The sequence below is a fragment of the Filimonas lacunae genome (genome assembly GCF_002355595.1).
GTDB lineage: Bacteria > Bacteroidota > Bacteroidia > Chitinophagales > Chitinophagaceae > Filimonas > Filimonas lacunae.
Genome location: NZ_AP017422.1, coordinates 3413496 through 3434380 on the forward strand (window position 1 = coordinate 3413496; position 20885 = coordinate 3434380).

The 20885-nt window shown below is 48.9% G+C and carries 12 protein-coding genes; 9 read left to right on the forward strand and 3 right to left on the reverse strand.

Translation table 11 applies throughout. The features are described from left to right. Nucleotides 1-97 precede the first annotated feature (97 nt). A complete protein-coding gene (locus FLA_RS13635) occupies nucleotides 98-910 on the reverse strand; it encodes an AraC family transcriptional regulator (protein ID WP_084206171.1) in 813 nt (270 codons plus the stop codon). Between the two features lie 130 nt (nucleotides 911-1040). Between FLA_RS13635 and FLA_RS13640 the strand changes: the two genes are divergently transcribed. The 7 genes from FLA_RS13640 to FLA_RS13670 all read left to right on the forward strand — a co-directional run bounded on the left by FLA_RS13640 (nucleotide 1041) and on the right by FLA_RS13670 (nucleotide 14851). Beyond that, a complete protein-coding gene (locus FLA_RS13640; protein ID WP_076378403.1) occupies nucleotides 1041-1394 on the forward strand; it encodes a hypothetical protein in 354 nt (117 codons plus the stop codon). Between the two features lie 10 nt (nucleotides 1395-1404). Continuing rightward, nucleotides 1405-4020: a xylan 1,4-beta-xylosidase gene (gene xyl3A / locus FLA_RS13645; protein ID WP_076378541.1), complete on the forward strand. Its 2616-nt coding sequence runs from the start codon at nucleotides 1405-1407 to the stop codon at nucleotides 4018-4020. A gap of 193 nt (nucleotides 4021-4213) precedes the next feature. Next, nucleotides 4214-5632, forward strand: coding sequence for a glycoside hydrolase family 43 protein (locus FLA_RS13650; RefSeq protein WP_096511013.1), 1419 nt, complete (start codon nucleotides 4214-4216; stop codon nucleotides 5630-5632). Nucleotides 5633-5686: 54 nt separating this feature from the next. Continuing rightward, nucleotides 5687-7723 carry an NPCBM/NEW2 domain-containing protein gene (locus FLA_RS13655; protein WP_076378401.1) on the forward strand — a complete coding sequence of 679 codons (2037 nt, stop codon included), beginning with the start codon at nucleotides 5687-5689 and terminating at the stop codon, nucleotides 7721-7723. Between the two features lie 22 nt (nucleotides 7724-7745). After that, nucleotides 7746-10133, forward strand: a complete 2388-nt coding sequence (locus FLA_RS13660) for a glycoside hydrolase family 31 protein (protein ID WP_076378399.1) — start codon at nucleotides 7746-7748, stop codon at nucleotides 10131-10133. Nucleotides 10134-10278: 145 nt separating this feature from the next. Beyond that, nucleotides 10279-12210 (forward strand): glycoside hydrolase family 97 protein, encoded by a 1932-nt coding sequence (locus FLA_RS13665; RefSeq protein WP_076378397.1) that lies wholly within the window; start codon nucleotides 10279-10281, stop codon nucleotides 12208-12210. 13 nt (nucleotides 12211-12223) lie between these two features. Continuing rightward, nucleotides 12224-14851 carry a glycoside hydrolase family 31 protein gene (locus tag FLA_RS13670; RefSeq protein ID WP_076378395.1) on the forward strand — a complete coding sequence of 876 codons (2628 nt, stop codon included), beginning with the start codon at nucleotides 12224-12226 and terminating at the stop codon, nucleotides 14849-14851. 109 nt (nucleotides 14852-14960) lie between these two features. Here the strand turns inward: FLA_RS13670 and FLA_RS13675 are convergent, their stop codons facing one another. Together FLA_RS13675 and FLA_RS13680 are read right to left on the reverse strand one after the other, a co-directional pair. Beyond that, nucleotides 14961-15713 (reverse strand): HNH endonuclease family protein, encoded by a 753-nt coding sequence (locus tag FLA_RS13675; RefSeq protein ID WP_076378393.1) that lies wholly within the window; start codon nucleotides 15711-15713, stop codon nucleotides 14961-14963. A 3-nt stretch (nucleotides 15714-15716) separates the two neighbouring features. Beyond that, nucleotides 15717-17009: an AAA family ATPase gene (locus FLA_RS13680; protein ID WP_076378391.1), complete on the reverse strand. Its 1293-nt coding sequence runs from the start codon at nucleotides 17007-17009 to the stop codon at nucleotides 15717-15719. A 294-nt stretch (nucleotides 17010-17303) separates the two neighbouring features. Here FLA_RS13680 and FLA_RS13685 point away from each other — a divergent pair, with 294 nt between their 5' ends. Together FLA_RS13685 and FLA_RS13690 are read left to right on the forward strand one after the other, a co-directional pair. Beyond that, nucleotides 17304-18497, forward strand: coding sequence for a helix-turn-helix domain-containing protein (locus FLA_RS13685; RefSeq protein ID WP_076378389.1), 1194 nt, complete (start codon nucleotides 17304-17306; stop codon nucleotides 18495-18497). A gap of 80 nt (nucleotides 18498-18577) precedes the next feature. Beyond that, nucleotides 18578-20881 (forward strand): outer membrane beta-barrel family protein, encoded by a 2304-nt coding sequence (locus FLA_RS13690; protein ID WP_076378387.1) that lies wholly within the window; start codon nucleotides 18578-18580, stop codon nucleotides 20879-20881. Nucleotides 20882-20885: the final 4 nt, after the last annotated feature.

The window sequence follows — 20885 nt, forward strand, 5'->3', positions numbered from 1 at the left end:
GGGTTTGAGCCAGGCCATAAGACAATCTGATCTTTAGCTGCAAAGCTAACCAGTGCTAAGCAGCCGAAACTGTATGTTACCTATTAAGAATTGTATATTACTTTCTGGCGGTAGCCATTTCGCGGTACTGCCGCGGGGTAAGATGGGTGTGCTGCTTGAAAAATTTGATAAAATGTGGTGAGTCGCCAAAGCCCAGTTCCAGGGCAAGATCATTAACAGGCCTTTCTGTGGCCGAAAGTAGCAGCTTGGCCTCCAGCAATACACGCTCATTAATTACGGCGCCCGGCGTTTTAGCCATTTCTTTTTTGCAGGTCTGGTTAAGCGCTGTGGTGGTGATGTGAAGTTGGGCTGCATAAAAAGCAAGGTCTTTTCTGGCAGCAAAATGGGTATTTACCAGTTGTTTAAATTGCTGAAACAAGCTGCTGGCAGGGCGCAGATCAGGCTTGTACTGTAAAACCAACTGCTGTAGTTTGGTTACAAACAGGTGAATATAGGCCTGAACGGTATTGGCCGAATAGGTTTGCCCGGTATATTCCTGATAAAGGATAGCAGCCAGCTGAAAAAACACCTCCGGCTGTTGCAGCTTTATAAAAGACGGGAAATGAAAAAGTGCACTGATATCCTGCTTCTGTAACAGTTCTTCTTTAAAAAGGATAACGTACCCTTTGGGTATAGCAGTAAAGTTCCAGCAATGCGTTTGCCCGGGCCGCAAATAATACACAAGGGGCGGAACTATTTCCAGCTGCATACCATCTATTTCATGAAAGCCTGCACCCTGACTTAACCATATCAATTCGTGATAACCGGCATGGCGGTGAGGCACTGTAGGTTTAATTACCTCTTTCATCAGGCTCACCTTGAAGGGGGCGCCGGCATCCATTTTATCTTTAACCGGTATCTTTTGTACCAAACGAGTTATTTTTTATTCACAAACACAAAACCCTGTTTTTTCTGAAAAAACAGACCGTTAAAACTAACCATTCTAAATTTATTTTTCCCTCCTTTGGTATTCCCGCTCCTCTTTTTGTGTCTTACCCTGCATGAGCTTGCCTTTACGCTACGAACGCTTTCTCCTGCTTGCCATGCAGGCAATTGACAATCAGGCTACAGAAGCCGAACAGGAAGAATTGACACAACTGCTTTTACAATATCCGGAGCTGGAAGCCGGTTTTTCCCGCATACAGCAAACGTATCATTTCCGTTCGCCCGTTAGGGCGGTTCCCAATGCGGCTGCGGCTTTTGAAAGGCATTTACATAAGCTACAAAGCCACATACATCCATCAAGAGCTTTAAACCTGCCGCAGCTAACGTGGCAGTATAATACGAAATGGAGCGAGCCGGATAACAACAAAAATACGACTGGGAATGATAGAAACCGGAAACCCAACCGTTAAAACAACAGGAATGAAAATATACACATTAGTAAGGAAATTTTATAGCTGTACAGGCCTACTGCTATTAACACTTACCGGGGCTGCACAGCAGCAACCCTGGAAAAACCCGGCATTAACCCCGCAACAAAGGGCCGCCGACCTGGTTACCCGGCTCACGCTGGAAGAAAAGGCCAACCTGATGATGGATGAATCGAAACCCATTCCCCGCCTGGGTATTAAACGGTTCAGCTGGTGGAGCGAGGCTTTGCACGGCCTGGCCAATAACGACAGTGTTACCGTGTTTCCCGAACCGGTGGGTATGGCAGCCTCGTTCGACGACTCGCTGGTATACCACATATTTGATGCGGCATCTGACGAAACAAGGGCCAAATATCATCATGCACTGCGCAATGGCAAACAGAGCAAACGTTTCCTGGGCCTGAGTGTATGGACGCCCAATGTCAACATCTTTCGCGATCCCCGGTGGGGTCGTGGACAGGAAACCTATGGCGAAGATCCTTACCTCACCTCCCGCATGGGTGTGGCCGTGGTAAAGGGCTTACAGGGTCCTGCCGATGCGAAATACAGAAAGCTACTGGCCTGCGCCAAACATTACGCCGTGCATTCCGGTCCGGAGTGGAGCCGCCACGAGCTGAACCTGAACAAGGTTACCCCGCGCGATTTGTGGGATACATATTTGCCTGCCTTCCGGTCGCTGGTGCAGGATGCAGAGGTACGCGAAGTAATGTGTGCTTACCAGCGGCTGGATGATGAGCCCTGCTGTGGCAATAGCCGCCTGCTGCAAACCATATTGCGGGAGAAATGGGGCTTTCAATACCTGGTAGTATCTGACTGCGGCGCTGTTACCGATTTCTATACCAGCCACAAAGTATCTTCCGACGCCGTACACGCCGCCGCCAAAGGCGCACTGGCCGGTACCGATGTGGAATGTGTTTGGGAAGGCTATGCCTACCAGCAGATACCCGATGCCGTTGCCAAAGGACTGATTAACGAACAGGAAGTAGACAAGCACCTGCTGCGCATACTGGCCGCCCGCTTTGAGCTGGGCGATATGGACGATGATGCACTGGTACCCTGGGCCAATATATCTATGAACGTGGTAAACAATGCCGCACACCGCCAGCTGGCGCTGGAAATGGCGCAAAAGTCGATGACGCTGCTGCAAAACAAGCAGCAGGTGTTACCCCTGGCCAAAAACAGCGGACGCATTGCGGTGGTAGGCCCCAATGCCGATAACGCCCCCATGCTATGGGGCAACTACAACGGCACACCGGTACGAACCATTACCATACTGCAAGGCCTGCAAAGCAAGCTGGGTAAAGACAACGTGGTGTATGATAAAGCCTGCGACCTGGTAGAGAACAAGGTAACGCAAAGCTATTTTACACAAGCCATGGCCGATGGCAAAAGCGGCTTCAAAGCCACATATTGGAACAACCGCGAGCGGAAAGACGATCCCGCAATTACTCAGCAGATAGCCAACCCTTTTAAACTCACCACTGCCGGGCAGCATGAGTTTGCCTCTGGTGTGCACCTCGAAGCCTTCAGTGCCCGGTACGAAGCTGTGTTTACTGCACCCCGTACAGAAGAAATCGTGTTTAAATGCGGCGCTACCGGCTATTTTGAACTGCTGGTAAACGGCAAATCTGCAGCACGTTACAATAACTGGCGCACCCTGCCTTCGCGCATACCTTACCAGGTAGAAAAAGGAAAGCAGTACAACATAGAAATACGCTATGCCCAGCTTAACAACTGGCAGGCCAACCTGGAATTTGATTTTGGGAAGGAAGTGGATATAGATTATTCCGTGCTGATCAGTAAACTCAAAGGTATTAACACCGTGGTGTTTGCGGGCGGCCTGTCTACGCTGCTGGAAGGTGAGGAAATGCCGGTATCCTACCCCGGCTTTAAAGGTGGCGACCGCACCGATATTGAACTGCCCTTAGTGCAGCGCAACTGCCTGAAGGCATTGAAAGCAGCGGGCAAAACAGTGATATTCGTTAACTGCTCTGGCAGCGCTATGGCCCTGGTGCCGGAAACCACCAGTTGCGATGCCATACTACAGGCCTGGTACGGTGGCGAAAGTGGTGGTCAGGCAGTAGCCGATGTATTGTTTGGCGATTATAACCCCAGCGGCAAATTGCCTGTTACCTTTTACAAAAGCATAAGCCAGCTGCCCGATTTTGAAGATTACACCATGAAGGGCCGCACCTATCGCTTTATGAATGATGCACTGTTTCCTTTTGGATATGGTTTAAGCTATACCCGCTTTACCATTGGCAAAGCGGATGCCGGCAAATGGACCGGCCTGCAACAGGATTCCCTGATACTGACCATACCCGTAACCAATACCGGTAAGCGCAGCGGCACCGAGGTGCTACAGGTATATGTGCGCAAAGTGGCCGATACCACCGGCCCTATTAAAACACTGAGAAGCTTTCAAAGAGTAACCCTGCCCGCAGGCAGCACCAGCCAGGTGAAGATGGCATTACCCCGTTCGGCCTTTGCTTTCTATGATAACAATCAGCAGGAAGTATCTGCTGCGCCGGGTGAGTATGAACTCTGGTACGGCAACAGCTCGGCAGAAAAAGACCTGCAACTGCTGAAGGTGTTTCTTCCGCAATAAACGGTTACCGCCTGGCTGTTGCCTTTGCAATGGCCGGGCGGCCACCGTAAATTAAACATATGGTACAGTAAATTCAACAAATGTTACATCCGGCAGCCCCGCTGCGGGATTATTTTTACAGTGGTGATAATACCAATGCCTGCCATCCTGATGTTCCGGACCTCCCTGCCTGCTTCCGGAAAAATGGCCCATCATGCATGTAACATACAAAACCGAACTATATCTGATGAATCAATTGCTTTGCCGTATTTCTCTTGCCTGCCTGGCCTTTACTGCCGCAGCTACTACTTACGCCCAGAACCCCATTATCCAAACCAGGCATACGGCCGACCCCGCGCCCCTGGTATATCACGATACGGTATTTCTCTACACCAGCCATGATGAAAACAATGCCTTTGGCTTTGTGATGAAAAACTGGCTGCTGTATACTTCGGTAGATATGGTCAACTGGACAGATCATGGTGAAATAGCCTCACTAAAAGACTTTGCCTGGGTACATACCGATAACGGTGCCTGGGCCCCGCAGTGTGTGGAACGCAACGGTAAGTTTTACCTGTACTGCCCCATGCCCAACGGCCTGGGTATAGGCGTGCTGGTAGCGGATAGCCCCTATGGCCCCTTTAAAGACCCCATAGGCAAGCCCCTGGTAAAGAACAGCACGGATGATATTGACCCCACCGTACTGATTGATAAAGATGGACAGGCCTACCTGTACTGGGGTAACCCCAACCTGTATTATGTAAAGCTGAATGAAGACATGATCTCGTACAGCGGCGGCATTGTAAAAGACAGCTCCATAGCCAAAGTAAAAGACCAGCCCGATCCTTTTCATTACCAGGAAGGCCCCTGGGCTTTTACACGTAACGGAAAATATTATATGGCCTATGCTTCTACCTGTTGCCCGGAAGGGATAGGTTATGCCATGAGCCATACCCCCACCGGCCCCTGGGCATATAAAGGGTCTATTATGGATGGCGACCAACGTTCCAGCGGCAACCACCCCGGCATTATTGAATACAAAGGCCAGTGGTATGTATTCGGTTTTAACTATGCCTTGCTGAAACAAACCATGAAGAAGCATGCAGAGCGCCGCTCGGTATGTTTAGCCACACTTACTTTTAATGCGGATGGCACTATACAAAAGCTGCCCTTCTGGTCAGTAGCCGGCGTTAAACAGGTAGGCACGCTTAACCCCTACCAGCAGGTAGAAGCAGAAACCATGGCCTATAGCGAAGGCGTAACCACCGACAAAGCCACGGAATGGGAAAGAGAATCGCCCTGGAACAGGGGAAAGAAAATAAAGGACAGGATATTTGTATCTTCCATTCACAATGGCGACTATGTGAAGGTGCAGGGAGCTGACTTTTCCAAAGGCGCTTCGGCTGTAGAGGTAAGTGTAGCAGCCCTGTACGGTGGAAAAATAGAGATACATGCCGATAAGCCGGATGGCCTGTTACTGGGCACCGTTAACGTTACCGCCTCTGGTGAAGGAGATATCTGGAAAACATTGAACGTACCCGTTAAAAACATAAAAGGCATACACGACCTGTATTTTGTTTTTAAAGGAGAAAAAGACCTTTTTCATTTTGACTGGTGGATGTTTCACCCGTAGCGGTAAACACCCCCCATTAACAATATCCTGATTTACTAAACGATTAAGAGCCTCATGAATCTATTCCGTTCTAAAAAACCTTACGTCTTTACCGGCATGCTTGCCTTCTCCCTTTTCTCCGGCGTCGTTTCTGCCCAAACCGTATGGCTGGATCAGTTAGACCTCAGCGCAGCCACACAGGGCTATGGCGTACCCGGCAAAAACAAATCGATAGATGGCAAAACCATGACCATAGCGGGCAAAACCTTTTCCCGCGGGTTTGGTACGCATGCAGTAAGTTCTTTAACCATACTGATGCAGGGCAAAGCCAGTTTGTTTACTGCACAGGTAGGTATCGATGATGAAGTAAAAGGCCACGAACCTGCTGTGGTGTTTGAAGTGTATGGCGATGGTAAAAAATTATGGTCAAGCGGCGTAATGCATTTGGGTGATGCCGCTAAATCCTGCTCCGTACCCCTTACCGGTGTACAGAAAATGGAACTGGTGGTAACAGACGGCGGCAACGGAAATTATTATGACCATGCCAACTGGGCCGATGCCAGCATCACCACCACCGATGTGGCTGGCACTAAAACCTGGAACCCTATTGCTACCGTGCCGTATATACTTACCCCCAAAGCACCCGCCACACCACGCATTAACGGCAGCACGGTAACCGGCGCACGTCCCGGCTCACCTTTTCAATACCGCATAGCCGCCACCGGCGACAGGCCCATGACGTTTACCGCCAAAGGCTTACCCAACGGTTTGCAACTGGATAACCAAACAGGTATTATCACCGGCACACTGCCCGCCAAAGGCAGCTATACCGTAACCCTGGGCGCACAAAACGCCAAAGGCAAAACCACCAGGCAATTGCGCATTGTATGCGGCGATAAGGTGGCCCTTACCCCACCCATGGGCTGGAACAGCTGGAACTGCTTTGCCGGTGAAGTATCGGCCGATAAAGTAAAACGTGCCGCCGATGCCATGGTTAAAAGCGGCCTGGTAAACCACGGCTGGACCTATATTAACATAGATGATTTCTGGCAAAACCACCGCGATTCAAAAGACTCCACCTTACGCGGTAAACTGCGCGATGATAACGGCAACATTGTACCCAACGTACGCTTTGGTAATATGAAAGCACTGGCTGATTATGTACACAATGCCGGTATGAAAATAGGCCTGTATTCCAGCCCCGGCCCGTGGACCTGCGGCGGCTGTGCCGGCAGCTATGGCTATGAGAAGCAGGATGCAGAAAGCTATGCCAAATGGGGCTTTGATTACCTGAAGTACGACTGGTGCAGCTATGGTGGCGTGATCAATGGCATGAAAGATAATGATCCTTATAAAGTATCTTCCCTGTCGTACCGTGGCGGCAACGAGCTGGCTACAGCCAAACGTCCCTTTGAGCTGATGGGCAATTACCTGCAACAGCAGCCACGGGATATTGTGTTCAGTCTGTGCCAGTATGGTATGTCCGACGTTTGGAAATGGGGGGATAGTGTCAACGGCAGCTGCTGGCGCACTACCAATGATATTACCGATACCTGGGCCAGCGTAAAAGAAATAGCCCTGGCGCAGGACAAAGCTGCCGCATGGGCACGCCCCGGTAACTGGAACGATCCTGATATGCTGGTAGTAGGCACCGTAGGCTGGGGCAACCCGCACCCCAGCAAGCTGAAGCCGGATGAACAATACCTGCACCTGAGCCTGTGGAGCCTGTTCAGCGCCCCGCTGCTGATAGGCTGTGATATGGAAAAGCTGGACGACTTTACGATAAACCTGCTCACCAATGATGAAGTAATAGCCATTGACCAGGACCCGCTGGGCAAACAAGCCACCTGTGTGCAAACCATCGGCGACCTGCGCATATATGTGAAGCAACTGGAAGATGGCAGCCGCGCCGTAGGCTTCTGCAACTTTGGGCTGGAAAGCGCGACACTCGATTATAAAGCTTTTGACAAACTGGGCCTTACCGGCAAACAGCAGGTGCGCGACCTGTGGCGCCAGCAGAACATTACCCGTATAGATACCCGCAGCGGTGCCTTGCCCGTTAAAGTGCCTGCACATGGCGTATTGCTATATAAATTTACTTCCGTGAAATAAACACCTGTTAAAACAGAAGCCCATGAAAAGAGTTTTTATACTGCTGTTGATGATACCAGGTATATACAGCCAGGCACAGCAATACCGCAAAAACAGTGATGGTATTACCACTACCATAGGTGATAAGGACGTGAGTATTCAATTTTATACACCCGGTATAGTAAGGGTGATAAAAATGCCCGTACACCAACCATTGAATAAAAAAAGCCTGTCGGTAATAGCAGTACCACAAAAAACGCAGGTAGCCGTAACTACGCAAGCCGGCGAGATAGTACTTACCAGCAAACAATTGCAGGTACGCGTAAACACCACCACCGGCGCTATACAGTACCAGGCAGCCAATGGCAACGCCCTGTTAAGCGAAAAGCCCGGCAGCACAGCGTTTACACCGTTTGATGATGCAGGCAATAAAACCTATACCGTAACCCAGGCGTTTCAGTTGGAAGCAGACGAACCTATTTACGGCCTGGGCCAGCACCAACGCGGCAACCTGAGTCAGCGTAACCAGAAGTATACGCTGATGATGCAAGGCAATACAGACGACCCTATTACCTTTTTCCAATCCGTAAAAGGCTATGGCCTATTCTGGGATAACTACTCCCCCACCACCTTTGAAGATAAGCCCGGCGAAACCCTGTTTACTTCGGAAGTGGGCGATGGCGTGGATTATTATTTTATGTACGGCGGCAATGCCGATGGCGTAATAGCCCGCATGCGTGAACTCACAGGCCAAAGCCCTATGTTTCCCCTATGGACCTACGGCTTCTGGCAAAGCAAAGAGCGTTATAAATCGCAACAGGAAATAGTGGGCGTAGTACAGAAATACCGCGACTTGCAGGTGCCGCTGGATGGCATTATACAGGACTGGCAATACTGGGGCGATAACTACCACTGGAACGGCATGAACTTTCTGAACCCCGAGTTTACGCAACCGAAAAAAATGGTGGATGATATTCATGCATTAAAAGCGCATGCCATCATCTCTATCTGGGCATCGTTCGGACCTAAAACACAACCCTACGAAGAGCTGAATGCCAAAGGCATGCTGTTCAACTTCAGCACCTGGCCCGAAAGCGGTAAAGACGTATGGCCGCCGGATATGAACTATCCTTCCGGTGTACGTGTATACGACCCCTATAATCCTGATGCCAGGGATATTTACTGGAAGTATGTAAACAAAGGCCTGTTCTCCATTGGGCTGGACGGCTGGTGGATGGACTCCTCCGAGCCCGATCACCTTTCGTTTAAAAATACGGACCTCGATCAAAAATCATTTTTGGGCTCCTTCCGCAAAGTGCGCAATGCCTTCCCGTTAATGACGGTAGGCGGCGTGTACGATCACCAGCGTAAAGTAAGCTCCGATAAACGTGTATTCATACTCACGCGCTCTGCCTTTGCAGGCCAGCAGCGTTATGGCGCCAACACCTGGAGTGGCGATATTACTTCTTCCTGGGAAACCCTGCAAAAGCAGATACCCACCGGCCTCAACTTCTCGTTAAGCGGCATTCCTTACTGGAACAGCGATATCGGCGGCTTCTTCCTGAGTAAGTTTCGCAAAAAGCTGGAAGATCCGGAGTACCGCGAACTGTATGCCCGCTGGGTAGCCTTTGGCGCATTCTGCCCTATGATGCGCTCGCACGGTGCAGACGCCCCGAGAGAGATATACCAGTTTGGCAGCAAAGGCAACCAGATATATGATGCCATTGAAAAATTTATCCGGTTACGTTATAGCCTGTTACCCTATATCTATTCCACTTCCTGGGAAGTTACAGCCCACCAGGGCAGCATGATGCGTGCGTTGATGATGGATTTTGCGCAGGATAAAAACAGCTGGAACATAAACAGCGAGTATATGTTTGGTAAATCGCTGCTGGTAGCCCCGGTTACCCATGCGCAATACCTGAAACCCGCTGCCACCAATGGTAAAGACACTACCTGGGCCGAGGATTTCAGCACACCTAAACAGTCTGAAGTGTATTTACCCGCTGGCGCCAGCTGGTTCGATTTCTGGACGGGCGAACAACACAACGGCGGCCAGAAGGTAATGAAAGCAACACCGCTGGATATTATACCCGTATACGTAAAAGCAGGTGCTGTACTGCCCATTGGCCCACAGGTACAGTATGCCGAAGAAAAGAAATGGGATAACCTGGAAATACGTGTATACCCTGGCGCCAACGGCAGCTTTGTATTGTATGAAGATGAGAATGACAACTACAATTACGAAAAAGGGATGTATTCCAACATCACCTTCCAGTATAACAATACCGCCAAAACACTCACCATCAGCAACAGGAAAGGTCAGTTTCCGGGCATGCTTACCACCCGTAAGTTCAGGATAACCCTGCCCGGCAGCAACACCGCCAAAACGGTTACCTATACCGGAAAAGCACTGACGGTAAAATTGTAGCGCAGAGAACGGATTTGTATAAAACAAAGTCTGTTTTGTTACAGCAGTTACCAAAAGCAGACGATTATTTTTGAGTGTTTCCCCTTTGTTACTGATCACATCAATAATAAAACGGGAAACACTTTTTGTAAATACCGATAGCAATATGAAAAAAAATATACGATGGCTTGTAATAGGCGTTGCCTTATTATCTACCTCCACTATAACAGCACAACAGGCCACCCTCACATCACCTAACCAGCATATTAATGTACAGGTAACTTCCTCCGGCAGCAACACTGCCAGTTATCTGAAAGTGTGGTACACCGCTGGCGGTAAAACCACGGAAGCCATACCCCGTATTGACCTGGGATTACTATTGAACAACCAGGACTACGCCAAAGACCTCCGCTTTGTAAAATCGGGCAAGCCCACCGTTATACAGGAACAGTATACCGCACTGCATGGTAAAAAACTCAACCGCAGCAACACGGCTAACGAGGTAGTGATAGCATTTGACAACGCTGCCCAAAACAGGCTGAACCTGGTAATAAGAGCTTACAACGATGGCGTAGCCTTTCGTTACGAGCTGCCGGAAAAACAGGGCAGCTTTACCGTAAACGATGAATTGACTGCCTATACCATAGCACCTGAAACCACCCGGTGGATGGAGAAATGGAACACGGCCAACGAAGGCCTGTACACTGCTATGAGCAACGATAAAGTGCAGCAGCAGGAATGGTGCTACCCCGCCCTGTTTAACACCGGCGACAGCGCCTGCTGGTTTTTACTGCACGAATCGGATGTAAACCGCAGCTACTGCGGCTCTAAACTCAGTAACCTGGCAGAGAAGGCCAGCTACAAACTCACCTTTCCCAACCCGAAAGATGGCAGAGGCAAAGGAGAATCTGCCCCTACCATCAGCCTGCCCTGGAAATCGCCCTGGCGCGTCATTATCATGGGTAGCCTGGCTGATGTGGTAGCCTCTACACTGGTAGAAGATGTGGCACCTGCGTCTACACTGAAAAACACGGCCTGGGTAAAACCGGGACTGGTTTCGTGGAACTACTGGTCGGACAACCACGGCACCAAAGATTATAACACCGTATGCCGCTTTGCCGATCTGGCTGCTGCCATGCACTGGCCCTATACCCTGCTGGACTGGGAATGGGATGCCATGGGCAACGGCGGCAAGCTGGAAGATGCCCTTACGTATATCCAATCCAAAGGCATTAAACCACTGATGTGGTACAACTCCGGCGGAGATCATACCTGGGTAAATGCCACGCCTAAAGACCGTATGCTTACACATGAAAACCGCGTAGCAGAATTTACCAAATTGAAACAACTGGGTGTAGCCGGTGTGAAGATTGACTTTTTTGAAAGCGAAAAGCAGGATATGATCCGCTACTACCTGGATATACTGGACGATGCCGCACAGTTTGAAATGATGGTATACTTTCATGGCTGTATAGTACCCCGCGGCTGGTCAAGAACCTACCCGCACCTGGTGACCTACGAAGCCGTGCGCGGTGCCGAATGGTACAACAACGGCCCCGAGTTTACTACCACCGCACCGGAGCACAACACCATACTGCCTTTTACCCGCAACGTGATAGGCCCCATGGATTATACACCGGTAACCTTCACCAATTCCCAATTCCCGCATATCACCTCCTACGGACATGAGCTGGCTTTGAGTGTATTGTTTGAGTCGGGCATGCAACACCTGGCAGACAGGCCGGAAGGCTATTACCAGCTGCCGGATGCTCCCAAAAACTTTTTACAACAGGTGCCCAACACCTGGGATGAAACACGATTGCTGGATGGTTACCCCGGTAAAGACGTAACACTGGCCCGGCGCAAAGGCAATACCTGGTATATAGCCGGTATTAACGCAGAGCTGCGGGAGAAAAGAAAAAGCCTGCCACTTACCTTTTTGCCCGGCAACACGCGCTACCAGGTTACCCTGATAGCCGATGGCAAACATGATAAAGATTTCAGCACCACGTATTCGGTAGCAGACAGCACCGGCACGTTCAACGTAAAGCTGTTGCGCCGCGGCGGTTTTGCTGCTGTGTTAACCCCCATGCAATAAAACTTAACGCCGTATGAAATGGATAACCGTAGTATTGCTGGGCATGATACCCGCTGCACTGTGCAGCCAAACCTACCGCAGCCATACCGTAACAAAAGATAAAGTAGTAATAACACTGACAGAAGGCCACCTGAGCCTTACGCCTCTTACCACTAAAGCCATACGTGTACAATGGCTAAAAGAGCTGCCTGCCGAACAGCAGCAGTTTGTGCTGCAGTACCCGCAACCCGTACCGGCCTTTACCTGTCGTAATACAGATACCACACTGTTAGTAAGCACGGCAGCAGCAAGCGTAAGCTTTCACAAACGCACCGGTATACTCAGCTTTCGCGATAAAAACGGAAAGCTGCTGCTGAACGAAACGGCAAACAGCAGAAAACTGCTGACCGACTCTATTGACGGCGAGCCCTGTTACCGTGCGGAGCAAGGCTTTGCCACACAGGAAAATGAATACCTGTTTGGCCTGGGCCAGTTTCAGGATGGGCATTACAACCTTAAAAACACTACCCGCAAGCTGATACAGGTAAACACCCAGATAGCCATTCCCTTTCTGTATTCCAGCAAGGGCTATGGCCTGTTATGGCATCAGTACGGGCTTACCTGGTTTAACCCGGCAGATAATATCATTGCCTTGCAGAAAAAAGATACTGCCGCCGGTGGCAAAAAAGAAGCCGAGGTAACCACTACCACCGGCACCCAACGTGTATCTCAACAGCAGAGCGTATACACCGGCAGCTTTACCGTACCGCAGGAAGGAGATTATACCCTGATGCTGGATTTGGGAGATATGGATAACCGCCACCTGGTAATTGTAGATGGTGCCGCATGTATCAACCAATCTAACCTTTGGCTGCCGCCTGCTGCAAGTAAAATAATAAAACTCAACGCTGGTACCCACACCGTACAGGTGGTATGCAAAGCCAGTAATACACCTAAGCTATCCTTTCGTACGGCCAGTAATGAAACCATATTCCGCTCGCCACATGCGCGGTCGTTAGATTATATAGTCTTCACCGGTAAAGATGCTGATGAAGTAATAGCCGGTTACCGCCAGCTGACAGGTGAAGTGCCTATGCTGCCCTTATGGGCTTACGGCTTCTGGCAGTGCCGGGAGCGGTATACCAGTGGCGAACACCTGGTAAAAACCGTACAGGAGTTTCGCAACCGCCACCTGCCCATGGATGTAATTGTGCAGGACTGGCAATACTGGGGCAAATACGGCTGGGGTGTGCCTAAGTTTGATGAAACCCATTACCCCCAACCCGAACAGTTTATACAACAACTGCATAACCTCCACGCCCGCTTCAACATATCCGTATGGGAGAACCTGGATAAAAAGTCGGATGTGGCAAAGCCTTACCTGGCGCAGAACCTGTACATACCCAACAGCCCCTGGGTAGATATGTTTAACCCCGCAGCCGCTAAAACACATTGGAATGCATTAAACACCAACCTGTACAGCAAAGGGGTGGACAGCTGGTGGATGGATGCCACCGAACCGGAAAACGACGCCCTTGCCGGCAAACAAACCTATTTGGGCCCCGGTAACTTTTACCGCCTTACCTACCCCCTGTTTGTAAGCAAAGCCGTATACGAAGGTCAGCGAAACACAGATACCACCAAACGCGTAGCCATACTCACCCGCTCCGCCTTTGCCGGCCAGCAACGCTACGGCACTATAAACTGGAGCGGTGATATTGGCTGGGACTGGGATACCTATAAACGCCAGATCGTTGCCGGACTCAACTACCACCTTACCGGTATGCCTTACTGGACAACCGACATCGGCGGCTTCTTCCGCCCCGGCCGCAACCAGTATACCGATACCACTTATCACGATATACTTACCCGCTGGTTTCAATGGGGTTGTTTCAATTCCATCTTCCGCATACATGGCTACCAGACAGAAACAGAGCCCTGGAAATATGGTGATGTGGTGGAAAGCCGCATGCGCACCATGTTACAGCTACGCTACCGCCTGATGCCTTACATATATTCCGCCGCATGGCAGGTACACCACAAAGGCTACACCATCATGCGCCCGCTGGTAATGGATTTTGCACCCGACGAAAAAGCGGTATCACAACCTTATGAGTACATGTTTGGCAATGCCTTCCTGGTAGCACCGGTTACCGCGCCCGGCATAAAAGACTGGAACGTTTACCTGCCCAAAGGACAGCCCTGGTATAACTTCTGGACAGGCAAACAGTATGCAGGTGGGCAAACCATCAACACCGATGCCCCTGCCGATAAAATTCCGCTGTACATAAAAGCAGGCTCCATTATACCCATGGGCAAACCCTTGGAGTACACACAGCCCAATGCCACCGACACCGTGGAGATACGGGTATATACCGGCGCAGATGGCAGCTTTGAGTTATATAGTGATGCCGGCGACGGTTATGCCTATGAAAAGGGCGCTTATACCACCATACCCCTGTACTGGAATAATCGGCAGCAAACGCTTACCATAGGCAAACGCCAGGGCAGCTATCCCGGCATGCTGCAAAAACAGGTGTTTAATATTGTTTGGGTGCAGCAAGCACAGGGGCATGATGGAGCAGTAACCCATATGCCTGTCCAAACAATTGTGTATACGGGGAAAGAAATAAATGTAAGAAACAGTACCGTAACAAAATAGTAATCAACAAGGTAGAAATAGCTTATCACACAGACAGCTATGTATAAAACAACAAATGGAGACAGTAGTAATATTGTCTCCATTTGTAATAATATGCAATGTAAATAACCTATTTTGGGCGTGCAGTGGTACTAAACCCATTGGTACGATCAAAAGAATCGCCGTGTGTACCAGGAAAGGGATGAACATACAATCCATTACTATTGATAAAACCACAGATTAAAGCTTCTTTCACTTCATCGAAAGCAGAGAATACATGATACCATACATTCAGGAAGCCGGTTGTTCCCGCCAGATCTACTATCGTTTCAATATCTGTAGCTGGTACTGGCTGTGTATATTTCAGCAACTGGCGTCTGGCTATATCGTCCGCTTTCATTCGGTTTTCCCAACGATCATCCTTTAAAGAGTAGTTGGGATGACCGGGAATTCTGTCTAACCCTACCAGATCAACAAAAGCCTGTGTTCGTTGAAGCTCTATACCTGTAACGCCTGGCCGTATTTGTATATAGCCTCCCTGTAATGTATCTATAAAATGTAAAAGATTGTTTTCGTGTGGAAGGTAAGGCTGTAAAACCTGAACATCTTTGGTTCCTTTTACTCCGTTGCAATTGTTACAGCACAGTAAAAAGTTATCCCACCTGTAAAGCAAATGGGGGTATTTTAAGTTTCCGGTAGCATCCATTGTTTCCTTTCCGTGAATGTGTTCAATATGAAGTGAAGCACGGGTATTGTATTTTCCGCAGAAGCTACAGAAGGTTCCGATTTCATCACACAAATCAGGTTTTGCATCACCATGCGGTTTAAATTCTAATGGTGTGCCATCACCTGCAGTACGAACAGATTTAACTACTGGCCGCATATATTACAGGGTGTTTTTAGGAAGTTCAGATTCCAGCAGCGCCACGTAAGCCGGATCATTAGCATATTTAATACGAAGCTGATCTAACAATACTTTAGCCCTGCCTATTCGCTCCGGTTCAGCATCGCCTTTCACCAACTCAAAGTAAGTAGCGGCAGCCTGCTGCATTTCCATAAACTGCGTGCTCCGTTCCACGTTTTTAACCCCCATCTCCTGCTCTGCAACTTCTTCAATGCTATACTTTTGAGGGTCTTCGTCCAGACCTGCCACAGGATCAAGATTAATCAGTTCGCTGCTTTCCAGGCTTTGTACTATAAATGGCGAATGCGTGGTAACAACAAATTGAATATGGGGAAAAGCATTTTTCAGATCCTGCACCACTACCTTTTGCCAGTTAGGGTGCAAATGCAAATCGAGTTCATCTATCATTACTATACCATAGCTACCGGTAACCGCATCCGCATCGAGGTATCCATTCAAAACAATACATCTGTAAGCTAACTCAGCAATCATTTCCGTATAAAAACGAATACCATCACTATGCAGTTCAATAGGTAAAAACTCACTGATCTGATCTTCCAGTTTTACCTTCAGCCAAAGCTTGCCCGCCACTTCACGTACTTCTTCTATATACCGGTTACCCTTCTTCAATGCATTAAAAAAGGCATCTTTGGTGTGTGCATATTCTCTGCCACCCTCTTTTAATATATCGTAAGACTTTAACCAGTTTTCATAAGAAAAGCTGGTAGATTTCATCTCACTCCAATCCTGGTAACCATCTTTAAATAACTGTCGGCCTATTCTTGTTTTAGAAGCTCTGCCTGCACCGTGCGCCCTGGAAGTGCCAAACAAGGCAATTACCGGCAACCCCACCGCATCATTACGATTCTCGGTTACTTCGTTATATTTCTGTTGACCTAACTGCCTTATCTGTCCTACGTCTGCCTCAGTGGAAGAATTGCTGTTACTTCCCTTTACTATCTGCCTGCGCCATATAATACCCTCGGAGGTGCCAGCCATAGTGCCATATGCTTCTACTTTAACAGGTTTAACACTTATTAATAACCCACGCTCTTCCAATTGCCTGATCTCTTCACTCTTAATACCGCCTTTTTGTTTAACGTCAGGTATGCCCAGAAAAAATGCACCGCAAGCAACCCGCAATGCATTCAGGATAGTTGATTTACCTCTCCCATTTACGCCAATAATGACAGTGAATCTGCTATTTAAATCAAATAACACTTCATCATCCCCAATATTTCTGAAATTTCTTATTACCAGCCTCTGGATATTCATCTGAGTATAGTGTAACGCTTAAAATGCCGCTTGTTGTTTAGAAAATCAATTACCTAATATCCTCAATTTATTGAATTGACGTGATTTCGTTCACCAAATTGAATAAAATTCAGCTGTTCTGGTGCTTAACCGGCCAGCCGGAGGAACTTAGGGGTCAAAAATAGGAAAACTAAAGCGCGGCCGGGGCATTAATAGCACAAAATTGAAAATCAGCGATTTCATATCTTAAGCAACCTACCGGCCAACAACCCATCGCTTTTAGATGTATATTGGCTATGGATTCAACCAATATACATGTACTTCCTGTTTGGCCTGCGCAGCTCTTTACTGCTTATCTTTTTTACGCACCTGGTGGTGTATGCCTTCCTTTTCTGGAAAAGGGGCATAAAGCAGGAGCGCCTGGCAGACAGGTTGCTGGGTACTTTTCTGTTTTTATCGGCCCTGTTTATATTCCCCTGGATGGCTGGTTTTGCCGGCTGGTACGATACGCAGCCTTACCGCGATATTCTGTTTTACACGCCCTTTATTCATGCACTGTGCTTTGGCCCGCTGCTGTACCTGTACCTGAAAAGCCTGACCAATAACGGGTACCGGATTACGCGTAAAGACTGGCTCCACTTTTTACCAGGCGGACTGTATGTGCTGTGGAGTGTGGTGGTCGCCGTTACAGATAAATGGATAGTGAAAGACTATTACCTGATGAACGGATACAGCGATCCGGACTTTGACAGCTGGTACAGTTTTACATGGTCGCTCAGTTTGCTTACCTACCTCATTTTCGCTATCCGTTACTATCGGCAATACATCACCTTTAGTCAATACGAGTTTTCGTTTGCCTATGAGGCCGGTTTTAAATGGCTGCGTAATTTTCTGTACCTGTTTAGCATGCTTACGATACTGCTGCTGAGTGAACAGATACTATCGCTGTTCATCAACCTGCACTATATCCGCTCCTGGTATTACTTTTTTGCCTTTGCGCTGATGGTGTATTACATGGCCATTACCGGCTACAATACCGGCCCTGTGCCCTATATCAAACTTAATTTTCAACCACAGCTGCTGCTGGAATACCGCGCGCCCCTGCTATTGGATTATCCGCAGGTGACAGTAAGTGACCAGCCGGAAGCAATGCCGGAATGGATGAACGAATGGAAGCAACTGGTGATGCAACTGGTGGAAGTTGAAAAAGTATATACCGACCCCGAACTGACCTTAACCCAGCTGGCCCGCCAAATGAACACCAATGCCTCCCTGTTAAGTAAAGTTATCAATACCTGCTTTCGGCAGAATTTCAACGATTTTATCAACTACTACCGCGTACAGGAAACCATTCGCCTGATGCAAAGCGATGCGCACCGGCACCTGAACCTGCTGGTGATTGCCTACGAAGCAGGGTTCAATTCCAAATCTACCTTTAACCGGGCTTTTAAAAAAGTAACCGGAAAAACACCGGGCGACTACCCGCAAGCAGCCCAACGGAGCGAATAGCAACAACTTGTGGTGTCAAATCATATATTGAAGCGACAGCGTGTGCCCGTAACAATACCTTGCTTTCCAAAATTCACAATATGAAATTTGGGTTGTTGGGAATAACGCTTTTATTAACCCTGGCTGTGCAGGCACAGCTAAGTGGAACAGTAACGGATGAGAAAAACCAGCCGCTGTCAGGCGTAACCCTGCGGCTGTATACAAGCGCCGATTCGGTGGTACAGCAAACCACCCGCACCAATGCTACCGGTTACTTTCAGATGCCGCAGCAGGCCCATACCTACCTGGAAATACAATATACCGGCTACCAGCTGCACCGGATTAGCAACCCCACAGGCAACCTGGGCCGCATTGTACTGATCCCGCAACCCAACTGGCTGAACGGGATAACCGTAAAAGCCAGGTTGCCCTTTGTGCAGCAGGGCACCGACCGCACGGTGATTAGTATAAACAGCCAGGTGCTGAAACTGGCCGATAACGCGCTGGATGTGATAAGACTGGCACCGGGGTTAACCGTTTCCGATAACGAAGATGCGATTGCCCTGAGTGGCAAAGATGCCGTGCTGGTAATGATTAACGACAAACCGGTTCGGTTAAGCAGCCGCGACCTGGTAAAGCTGCTCAAATCTATGCCCGCTAACTCGCTCAGTCAGCTGGAAGTAATGAGTAATCCCTCCGCCAAATACGATGTAACCGGCAATACCGCCCTGCTGAACATCAAAACCCGGCAGAACGTAATACGCGGCCTCACGGGCAACCTGGATGCCTCTACCTCGCAGGGCATCCATAACATGGGCGATGTATCGGGCCTTTTCAATTACGGCACCCCCAAACTGGCAGTGAGTACCTATCTGGGATGGCATTACGGCACGTATCAAACACAGTATCACAAAGAAACGCTGTTAAACAGCAACCTGCTGGCACAACAGAACACCAGCCTGGACAAATGGCGCGACCCGGTAGTACGTGTAACAGCGGAATACCACCTTAACAGCCGGCAAACCATTGGCGGACTGGTAGAGCGGGAAGTAAGCACCAATAAAGGCAGTTATGAAACCAACTCGCAAATAGCCGGGCAGCAAGCCAATACCTACGCCTATAACCCCAACAAACGTTACTGGACTACCTTCAACCTCAACTACCGCTATGCAGATACTACCGGCAATGAGTTTACGGCAGATATTGACCGGGCAGGTTATACCAAAGAAGATACCAGCCGCATTGCCACAGATGCACAAAGCCTTTTGCAATACATAACGCATACGGTGATCACCATTACCACGGTGAAAGCCGATTACACGCACAACTGGAAACACAACTGGAAAATGGAAGGCGGCGTAAAGCTATCCTCTGTAAACACCGACAACCGTTTTACCCAAAGCGATGTGCCGGGCAATGACTATTTTGTATACAAGGAAAAAGTAAACAGCGCCTACGCCAACCTGTCTAAAAACTATCGTAGATGGGGCTGGCAATTAGGCGTGCGGATAGAGCAAACGCATGTAAAAGGAACCGGCACAGATGCCGCCGGCACGCATTTTCAGCAGCCGGACTCTGCTTATACCAACTGGTTGCCTGCCCTATACATCAGCTGGCAACCCTTATCCGGCCAGCACCTGCGGCTATCGCTGAACCAGCGCATGAAAAGACCGGATTATACCGACCTGCAACCGTTTACCTATCAAACCGATCCCTATCATTACCAAACCGGCAACCCGTTGTTGCAGGCGCAAAAGAATACCAGCGCGGAATTGAGTTATACCTATAAAGAAAAATTCACCCTTACGGCAGCCTATACGCATACCGGTAATTATTTCAACCCCGTACAGTACCGTAAAGGAGATATTACCTACCAGACCACGCAGAATGCCGGTACTATGAACAACTGGGATATCAACCTGAATTACCCCGTAACCATCCGCAAATGGTGGACAATGGTAAATAAAGCTTCCGGTTTCTACAACCATTTCAGGGGGCAGCTTTTCGGGGGCATGCTGGATAACGGGCAATGGAGCTATACCGCCTCTACCAGCCAGCGCTTTACACTACCCGCCAAACTACAGCTTCAATTGAGCGCCCGGTATGCTTCCCCGGCCACAAACCTGATTTATCGCCAGGGAAGTAATGCCAATATCAGCCTGGGTTTGAGCCGTAAATTGTTTCATAACCAGGGCAGTGTTGGTATATCGGTAAGCGATATATTCCATACCCAGCGCAATATCACTACTGTTCACTTCGGCAGTTTGCAATATACCAGTTACAGCACCTGGGAAAGCAGGCGTATAAACCTTCGTTTTAACTGGCGCTTTGGCAACAACAAAATACCGCAAACACAAGACCGCGAAACCAGCAACAGCGATGAAAAAAGCCGTAGTGGTAAATAAATCA

Coding starts and splice junctions, on each gene's coding strand:
- FLA_RS13660 (WP_076378399.1), top strand. CDS start 7,746: ATGAAAAGAGTTTTTATACTGCTGTTGATGATACCAGGTATATACAGC.
- FLA_RS13680 (WP_076378391.1), bottom strand. CDS start 17,009: ATGAATATCCAGAGGCTGGTAATAAGAAATTTCAGAAATATTGGGGAT.
- FLA_RS13650 (WP_096511013.1), top strand. CDS start 4,214: ATGCATGTAACATACAAAACCGAACTATATCTGATGAATCAATTGCTT.
- FLA_RS13675 (WP_076378393.1), bottom strand. CDS start 15,713: ATGCGGCCAGTAGTTAAATCTGTTCGTACTGCAGGTGATGGCACACCA.
- FLA_RS13690 (WP_076378387.1), top strand. CDS start 18,578: ATGAAATTTGGGTTGTTGGGAATAACGCTTTTATTAACCCTGGCTGTG.
- FLA_RS13670 (WP_076378395.1), top strand. CDS start 12,224: ATGAAATGGATAACCGTAGTATTGCTGGGCATGATACCCGCTGCACTG.
- FLA_RS13665 (WP_076378397.1), top strand. CDS start 10,279: ATGAAAAAAAATATACGATGGCTTGTAATAGGCGTTGCCTTATTATCT.
- FLA_RS13685 (WP_076378389.1), top strand. CDS start 17,304: ATGTACTTCCTGTTTGGCCTGCGCAGCTCTTTACTGCTTATCTTTTTT.
- FLA_RS13655 (WP_076378401.1), top strand. CDS start 5,687: ATGAATCTATTCCGTTCTAAAAAACCTTACGTCTTTACCGGCATGCTT.
- xyl3A (WP_076378541.1), top strand. CDS start 1,405: ATGAAAATATACACATTAGTAAGGAAATTTTATAGCTGTACAGGCCTA.
- FLA_RS13640 (WP_076378403.1), top strand. CDS start 1,041: ATGAGCTTGCCTTTACGCTACGAACGCTTTCTCCTGCTTGCCATGCAG.